Origin of the sequence: Methylobacterium sp. WL69 (assembly GCF_008039485.1) — a bacterium.
GTDB lineage: Bacteria > Pseudomonadota > Alphaproteobacteria > Rhizobiales > Beijerinckiaceae > Methylobacterium.
The window spans coordinates 1-5,155 of record NZ_VRUZ01000156.1 but is presented as its reverse complement, the minus strand read 5'-3'; the positions used below and the strand labels follow the sequence as shown (position 1 = coordinate 5,155).

At 69.3% G+C, this 5,155-nt stretch carries 7 protein-coding genes; 3 read left to right on the top strand and 4 right to left on the bottom strand.

Going from position 1 to position 5,155, the window contains the following annotated elements; translation table 11 throughout:
* Positions 1-102: 102 nt before the first annotated feature.
* Entirely contained in the window at positions 103-477 is a 375-nt protein-coding gene (locus tag FV218_RS21785; RefSeq protein WP_147711527.1) for a hypothetical protein, read from the bottom strand.
* Positions 478-682: 205 nt separating this feature from the next.
* Entirely contained in the window at positions 683-1,744 is a 1,062-nt protein-coding gene (gene hemB / locus FV218_RS21780) for a porphobilinogen synthase (protein ID WP_056092913.1), read from the bottom strand.
* Between the two features lie 177 nt (positions 1,745-1,921).
* Here hemB and FV218_RS21775 point away from each other — a divergent pair, with 177 nt between their 5' ends.
* From FV218_RS21775 to FV218_RS21765, 3 genes are all read left to right on the top strand, one after another.
* Positions 1,922-3,016 (top strand): enoyl-CoA hydratase/isomerase family protein, encoded by a 1,095-nt coding sequence (locus tag FV218_RS21775; RefSeq protein ID WP_147711526.1) that lies wholly within the window; start codon positions 1,922-1,924, stop codon positions 3,014-3,016.
* 10 nt (positions 3,017-3,026) lie between these two features.
* A complete protein-coding gene (locus FV218_RS21770) occupies positions 3,027-3,482 on the top strand; it encodes a DUF6163 family protein (RefSeq protein ID WP_147711525.1) in 456 nt (151 codons plus the stop codon).
* A 164-nt stretch (positions 3,483-3,646) separates the two neighbouring features.
* A complete protein-coding gene (locus tag FV218_RS21765; protein ID WP_056092905.1) occupies positions 3,647-4,159 on the top strand; it encodes a winged helix DNA-binding protein in 513 nt (170 codons plus the stop codon).
* A 415-nt stretch (positions 4,160-4,574) separates the two neighbouring features.
* Here the strand turns inward: FV218_RS21765 and pqqA (FV218_RS21760) are convergent, their stop codons facing one another.
* Together pqqA (FV218_RS21760) and pqqA (FV218_RS21755) are read right to left on the bottom strand one after the other, a co-directional pair.
* Positions 4,575-4,664, bottom strand: a complete 90-nt coding sequence (gene pqqA / locus FV218_RS21760) for a pyrroloquinoline quinone precursor peptide PqqA (protein WP_056092902.1) — start codon at positions 4,662-4,664, stop codon at positions 4,575-4,577.
* A gap of 62 nt (positions 4,665-4,726) precedes the next feature.
* Positions 4,727-4,816, bottom strand: coding sequence for a pyrroloquinoline quinone precursor peptide PqqA (pqqA, locus tag FV218_RS21755; protein WP_055952695.1), 90 nt, complete (start codon positions 4,814-4,816; stop codon positions 4,727-4,729).
* Positions 4,817-5,155 lie beyond the last annotated feature (339 nt).

Here is a 5,155-nt window from a genome sequence, read left to right as displayed (position 1 = left end):
GGATTCGAGCATGGGGCGCTCCTCGGGCGGGGCGGCGTTCGGTGGCTTCCAGATGGGCCCGGGACCGGCGAATCTCAAGATCGCCGTTCCAGGCGCGTCCCGTCACGGTCCGCCTGCCCCCGGATCGGCGGCGGCCGCCTCGGGGGTGTCGAGGTAGTAATGCTTCAGGAGGTAGAGCGCCGCGCCGTTGAGCGGCCCGTGCTCCGTGGTCACCGCCAGGAGCTCGGCGCCGGGCCCGAACCCGCACACGACCCAGCGCTGGCGCGCGGCCCGGGTCGCCGGCCCGGTCACGGCATAATCGACCCGCAGGTCGTCGGGCGTCGGCCCGGCGCCGATCCGCAGGATTTTGGGAGTGGTGCCCGCGGGCGCGAGGGCCGGCACCGCCCGGCGGCAGGCGGTGGCCCGCTGGCGGTCGACGGAACTCTCGCAGGCCGCGAGGGCGAGGAGCGCGAGGAGCCCGAACCCGGCCCGCCTCATCCGAACTCCGGTCCATCGCTCGGGATCGAGCGGTCGTACCGGTACTCCCTCTCCTGGAAGGAGAGGGTTGGGGTGAGGTGTGGGACATCTCCGGAGAGTTCGCACACCTCACCCTGTCCCTCTCCTTCCAGGAGAGGGGACCCGCGCCTCACCGCTCGCCTCAGCGGGGCGCACGATCGACCGAACTGATCAGGATGAAATCGTCTCACGCCCCGGCGCGGAGCCGCTCGGCGACGAGGGGCGCGTAGTAGGTGAGCACGCCGTCGGCGCCCGCGCGCTTGAACGCCAGGAGGCTCTCGACCATGGCGCGGTCGCCGTCGAGCCAGCCGTTGCGGGCGGCGGCCTCGATCATCGCGTACTCGCCCGACACCTGATAGGCGAAGGTCGGCACGCCGAACTCGTCCTTCACCCGGCGGATGATGTCGAGGTAGGGCAGGCCGGGTTTCACCATGACCGAATCGGCGCCCTCGGCGAGGTCGAGGGCGACCTCGCGCAGGGCCTCCGACGAGTTGCCCGGGTCCATCTGGTAGGTGCGCTTGTCGCCGACCAGAGCCGCCTGGGTGCCGATGGCATCGCGGAACGGCCCGTAGAACGCGCTCGCGTACTTGGCCGCGTAGGCCATGATCTGCACATCGCGAAAGCCGGCCTTGTCGAGGCCGGTCCGGATGGCGCCGACGCGCCCGTCCATCATGTCGGACGGCGCGATGATGTCGGCGCCGGCCTCCGCCTGGATCAGGCTCTGCTCCACGAGGAGGGCCACGGTCTCGTCGTTGAGGATGGCGCCGTCCTGGAGCAGGCCGTCATGGCCGTGGCTGGTGTAGGGATCGAGGGCGACGTCGGTCATGAGGCCGAGTTCGGGCACGGCCCGCTTCACCGCCCGCACGGCCCGGCACACGAGGTTTTCGCAGTTGAGGGACTCGGAGCCGGTGGCGTCGCGCAGGGCCGGTTCGGTGTAGGGAAAGAACGAGATCGCCGGGATGCCGAGGCGCGCGGCGCGCTCGGCCGCGCGCACGATCTCGTCGACGCTCAGGCGCTCCACGCCCGGCATCGACGCGATGGGCTCGCGCCGGCCGCTGCCCTCGATGACGAAGAGCGGCCAGATCAGGTCGTCCACCGTGAGGGTATGCTCGCGCACGAGGCGGCGCGACCACGCGGCCTTGCGGTTGCGGCGCGGACGCTGGGTGATGCCGAGGCCGCCCGAGGGACGGGCACTCTCCGCCGCGGCTTCGACGGCGAGGGGACGCGGGGTCGGCAGTTCGTCGGGCATGATCTTCGGACTCGCGGCATCGCCGGGCTTGTCGGGTCCCGTGATCTATCACAATCGCAAGTCCCGACAATTCGAGCCCGCCGCCGCAGGCCGATCCGACGCAGGGATCGTGCGGGAGATTGACGGGCCGGGCCGAAACTTCGTCTAAGCGACCCATCCTGGGACGGAAGGCGAGCGATGGCGGGCGGGCAAGCGGACAGGCAAGCGGACAGGCAAGACGAAGACATCCTGTTCGCGCGCCGCGGCGCGGTCGGCCTCGTGACCCTGAACCGGCCGCGCGCCCTCAACGCCCTGTCCCTGGCGATGATCGCAGCGCTGCACGCGCAGCTGCGGGCCTGGGAGACCGACGCGGCGATCACCCGGATCGTCCTGCGCGGGACCGGCGGCCGGGCCTTCTGCGCCGGCGGCGACGTCCGCGCCCTCCACGCCCTGGCCAAGGCCGGACGCCACGCGGAGGTCGACGCCTTCTGGCACGGCGAGTACGGCCTCGACGCCTGTATCCAGGCCTACCCCAAGCCCATCGTCTCCCTCATCGACGGGCTCTGCATGGGCGGCGGCAACGGCCTCTCCCTGCATGGCAGCCACCGGGTGGCGGCGGAGGGCTACCGCTTCGCCATGCCGGAGGTCGGCATCGGCTTCTTCCCCGATGTCGGCATGACCTACGCCCTGCCGCGCCTGCCCGGCCGGACCGGCACCTACCTGGCGCTCACCGGCGCCACCCTCGGGCCGGGCGACGCCCTCGCCCTGGGACTCGCCACCCATCACGCCCCCGCCGGGCGGTTCGACGCCATCGTGGCCGACCTCGCCGGGGGCGGCGCCGTCGACGCCGTGCTGGCCGGGCATGCGGAGCCGCCGCCGCCCACGGGACCCGTCACGGCCGAGCGCGCCGTCATCGACGCCTGCTTCGCCGGACCCGGCGTCGCCGACATCCTCGCCCGCCTCGACGGTGCGGCGGGCTCCGGGTTCGCCGCCGACACCGCCGCCCTCCTGCGCACGCGCTCGCCCACCAGCCTGTGCATCGCCCACGCGCAGATGCGGCGCGGGGCGACCATGACCTTCGCGCAGGCCATCGCCGTCGAGACCCGTCTCGCCGCGTGGCTGATGGACGGCCACGACTTCTTCGAGGGCGTGCGCGCGGCCCTCATCGACAAGGACGGCGCCCCCGCCTGGAGGCCCGCGACCCTGGAGGCCGTCGATCACGCGGCCATCGCGCGGATCTTCGAGGCCCCGTTCGCGGCAACCGGCGGCCCCGCGCCGCGCTCCGACACATGAGGACAGGTGCGTGCGCAGTTTGACGAAGGTGGGCGCCAACCGGCGCGCGGGCGAGGGCGGCGGCGACCGCATCGAGCGGTCGCCGCGCCCGAACCAGACCGGCTGGGACGTGGTGCTGGTGTGGTTCATGCGCGCCACCGCCCTGGTCTGGCTCGCCAAGGCGGTGGCGACCTGGGCCTCGATCCTCGACGTGCTGCCCGGCACCCGGCCGTTCGAGGCCGAGCCGGTCACCCGCCAGACCGTGATCGTCTACTTCGCCGTCATCGACGCCATGGCGGCCGTGGGCCTGTGGCTCACCAGCGCCTGGGGCGGCGTGGTCTGGCTGCTCGCCGCCACCAGCGCCCTGACCCTGGCGATCCTCACCCCGCATCTGCTGCCGATGTCGGTGCCCTACCTTGGACTACAGGCAAGCATCGTGGTGATCTACTTCATCCTGTCCTGGCTGGCGGCGCGGGAAATCCGGTGAACGGAGCCTTACCACAATCGTTTCATCTTGCATTTACCCATAGAGGTAAATCGCAAATTCATCCTATCGCTTAAACCGTCTTTCATCCGTGGCGCCTAGGTTGGGTTCATGAGCGGTGGCGAAGAACACCGGCCCTGCAACCCGAAGATCTGACGAGGCCCGCGATGAAGTCCCAGGCAGCCAAGGTTATCGAGACCAACACTGCGCCCGAGACCGGCACCGTACACGGCTCGTACCTCGAAGCCCTCCACCTCGTGGAGCGCCTGCACCGCCGCCTCCTCGACGTGATCAAGGACGAGTTCGAGCGCCGCGACCGCGAGGACGTCAACAGCGTCCAGGCCCTGCTGCTCTACAACATCGGCGACAAGGAACTCACCGCGAGCGAGTTGCGCACCAAGGGCTACTACCTCGGCTCCAACGTCTCCTACAACGTCAAGAAGCTCGTCGAGGCCGGCTACCTCCACCACGCCCGCTCGACCACGGACCGCCGCTCCGTCCGCATCAGCCTCACCGACAAGGGCCGGCAGATCCACGACATCATCCAGGGCCTTTACGACAAGCACGCCCGCACCATCCAGCCCATCGGCGGCATCTCGGACGACGATTTCGGCCGCATGAACGTCGCGCTGGGCCGCCTCGAGCGCTTCTGGACCGACCAGATCCGCTACCGCCTTTAACGACGGAGCACGCTTCTCCATCGGCCGCGCCGTCGGGCGAGCGCCACGGGCCCCGTCGCTCGGAAGGCGACCGAGTTCCTACATCCGCTCAGTGGCTGTTTTCGAAAGTCACACTGGGGTGGCGCGAGATGCACCAGGGCTCCCTCTCCTGGAAGGAGAGGGTTGGGGTGAGGTGTGCGAATTCTCCGAAAAGGTCACACACCTCACCCTGTCCCTCTCCTTCCAGGAGAGGGGACCTGCGCCCTCTCCGGATGTGCTTCACCGGACGAATCCAGAGACCTCGATCGCCACGCGAAAAGGCCCGGACGGGATGCCGTCCGGGCCTTTTCGCGTTCGGGGCGGCGCAACGAAAAAGGGGCGCCACCCTTGCGAGCAGCACCCCTTTCCAGGCGACAACCTTCTAAGCAACTATCGCTTAGTTGAAGGTGTCGATCTCGGCGGACTCGTAGCTGGTGACTTCCATGCCGACGCAGATTTCCTGGACGATGGGGGCGGACCACTTCATGGTGTTTCTCCTGAGATTGAGGTTGGTTGGCTTGCGCGGACGTCCCGGGGGACGCCGATCCCTTAGTTGAAGGGATCGATTTCTGCCGACTCGTAGCTGGTGACTTCCATGCCGACGCAGATTTCTTGAACGACGGGGGCGGACCACTTCATGGCGAAACTCCTTCGTGTTCGACGCCCCTGATATGTCGATACATTGGGCACAACACAAGTGGGCGCTACACTTATATTTCTCATAGGACTGGGCGGGGGACCGGAATCCGGTGGATCGGCGCGGCCGGTCCGGGCCCTCGCCCCGTCCCGGTGATATGGTTCCACAACGCGGCGCGCGCCGATCCGTTCGCCTTTCGGGGGTGACGGGCCGTCGAAGCACCTGGCGAAGCACCTGGCGAAGCACCTGGCGAAGCACCTGGCGAAGCACCTGGCGAAGCACCTGGCGAAGCACCTGGCGAAGCACCTGGCGAAGCACCTGGCGAAGCACCTGGCGAAGCA